This window comes from Planomicrobium sp. MB-3u-38 (assembly GCF_002836425.1).
Taxonomy (GTDB): Bacteria; Bacillota; Bacilli; order Bacillales_A; family Planococcaceae; genus Planococcus; species Planococcus okeanokoites.
Map to the genome: position 1 here is coordinate 1 of NZ_PJBO01000056.1, position 2796 is coordinate 2796.

Here is a 2796-nt window from a genome sequence, read left to right on the forward strand (position 1 = left end):
AATTGAAAAATAGTAATTCAACTAGAGGAGTTTTACTAACGGTATTACAAAAAATCGATTTACATACATTTGTAACACTAAGAAGTTCATTCGAAGAAACAGAGGCAAATAAGTAAGAGAACATTTTTATAATATAGTACAAACTTTTTATGTTCGATAAACTGAATAGAGAAAAAAGACGTTCGTAAACTGTATGTTCACTTATACGAACGTATGTCTTATTGATTATGTTTATAATTCTTCATTAGCACAATATTTAAAAAGATAAATAATTTATTAAAATTTGAGGTTAGCTTTTTCGTGCGCCTAGAGTAGTGCTTACATGAATACGAGTGTGTCCACTGCCAACTTTTGTCCAAACGATTCTATGCATCCAATCTCGTGATTGGACGTAAGTTACATATGGAGTGACTTTATATTTTTTAGAAACATGTAATTTGAAGTAATCTGTAGTATTTGGGGCTTTAACAAAATAACCAGTCACAGAAGTAGATCTGTTACCTAGGGGAATAGCAACACTTAGGCTTGCGTAAGGCGTTGGAAAGCTGACATTCAAAGTTGTTGATGGTCCACCACTATTGGCCCAAGAAAATCCTCCCCCAGTTGTAAATCTTATGCCTCCATAAGGTTGATTCCCTGCAAATCCGTACACACTTTTAGTGACTGGAGTTCCATATTCAGTCTTGTAACTTGAAACATCATTTAAAGTTGTTATACCTCCAGGTACTCCTCCATCAGTTAATGGCTGATTCCTTATTAAATCTTGAATAATTTGTTTTTCTTGCAATTTCGATTCTATTTCAATATCTTCTTCAGATTTTTCAAAAACAACTATCTCGTTTTCTAACTCCTCAGTAGAGTCTGCCAAAACTGGACTTGAAATATAAAGCAGGCTGAAAATAATTAATAGAAAACCTAATAAATATTTACTAATTTTCATAACATTCCTCCTTAATGGTTTTAATTCCAAATGTAGAATAGCACTATAGAAATGGAAAGTATATAAATATTTTGATAATTCTTATAAATTTAATTTTTTTCTTCACAGACTTTAAAATTAATTTGTAGATTAATTGTAATTACTGTATTATTTAGCAAACAAGATCAAAGGGTGGTATAAGTGAAAAAAAAGTTAATAATTGTAACGAGCATTTTTTTCCTTCTTTTATCAGCTTGCCAAAAAGAAGATATCCTTATTGAGAGTGCTTCTATTGAATTCGGATCATTGGAAAATCCTGCTGATAGACAATTACATTTTCGTACAACTATTCTTGATGCTGGAATGGAACAAGAAGGTATTAATTATGAAGTTAGGTTCATTATCGAGGATGCCTACATTGTTGACATAGTAGGTTCAGAAGTTTTAAGAGTATCAGAAACGTTTGATGCAGAACATAACAATAGTAAACGAGCTGTCGAAACAGGAGTCTCTATTGGACTTATGAAAGATTATAATATCGATGAAATTAAAAAAATAATAGAAAAAGAAAAAGTGGTTTTTGCAGAAGTTTACAGCGGAGAGCAAGTAATTGATAGGAAGAGAATCAATACTTTTATAGAAAATATTCAACCTCTAGTTGATATTAATCCAAGTATAAATATTGAAAAAATAGAATTAAAAACTGATGAGAGTATTGATATATTTAAAAAGGCTGTTTTTAATGCAGAAAAAGATAATAGTGTTATTGAGATTACTCACCCCAAGCATTCTTTCGCTCTTGAAAAAGAAACTTATTATATATGGATTTTTAATGAAAATGGAAGAATAATGAATACTAGAGACGTTTATTCTTCGTACTTACTAAATGATGAATCTTTTAAAGAAATTAAAAGTTATTTAAGTAGTACCGATATCAATGAATAAATTTTAAAATAATAGTTTCCTAATTTTTCTACTTTAGTTAATTACGAAAAGAAAAAATTGTTCGGAAAAGAGCAACCTGAACTTGAACTGTAAACTTAACCCCCGAATGGATAACTTTTAAAAGTGCTTACCATTATGGGGGTAAGTTCAATCATATAAAAAGGTTTTCTCTTTTATCCCTACTCCTTGCATATCTTACACTACTGTTAATCTAAAGCCTTCCATTTTATAAAAACTTCCTTGAATGCCTATTAAGAAAAAAGGCGGTATACCAAACTGAATACCATTTTTAAATACCTAAGTCGATTCGTTCACGCTGTCGTTTCCGAATAAATTCTCTTTTATCTTCATCCCTTTAGGAAAGAATTTGAAAACAAGTCTGCAATAAATGCCCCCTACTATTTTCATGTTGTATTGAATCGAGTATCGGCATATTCAATGTCTAAATATCTGCTTCAATCTTCTTTGTGAGATCATTCTATTCCTCGATAATCTCTTCTTTTTTCCAGCCAATTTAAGTTGAAGGATATACAATATATTTCCTTTTCAAATAACCAATTTCAGTAATTAATAGATTACTCGGTCAAAATTTTATCCAGTCTGCTTGTTCAAAAAACGTCTCAGTCAGTGGTTCTTATTTATCGCAAACCATCCAATTTACGTCCTTCATTTTTATTTTTAATACTAACTTTTATAAATGATTATTTTCTCTAAATTCTTTTTGATAAGCGTTCGGGAAAGTATATTTATTTTGGGGAACGTTCGTAAAGTGTTTTGGCACATTTGCGAACGTTCTTTTTGTATATTTACAATAGATTTTAGAGTGTTTGTAATAGTGTACTTTTACGAACGGTTTATATGGCACATTGGGCATTGTATATTTAAAGACTCTCTTAATGAATTTATGAAAATAGTTCAAAACAGATTCTATT

At 30.2% G+C, this 2796-nt stretch carries 2 protein-coding genes; one reads left to right on the top strand and one right to left on the bottom strand.

Annotated elements, in window-relative coordinates; all coding sequences use genetic code 11:
* Positions 1 to 289: 289 nt before the first annotated feature.
* On the bottom strand, positions 290 to 940 hold the full coding sequence (locus CXF70_RS10345; protein WP_101802596.1) for a hypothetical protein: 651 nt from the start codon (positions 938 to 940) through the stop codon (positions 290 to 292).
* 180 nt (positions 941 to 1120) lie between these two features.
* Between CXF70_RS10345 and CXF70_RS10350 the strand changes: the two genes are divergently transcribed.
* Positions 1121 to 1864 (top strand): hypothetical protein, encoded by a 744-nt coding sequence (locus CXF70_RS10350; RefSeq protein ID WP_101802597.1) that lies wholly within the window; start codon positions 1121 to 1123, stop codon positions 1862 to 1864.
* Positions 1865 to 2796 lie beyond the last annotated feature (932 nt).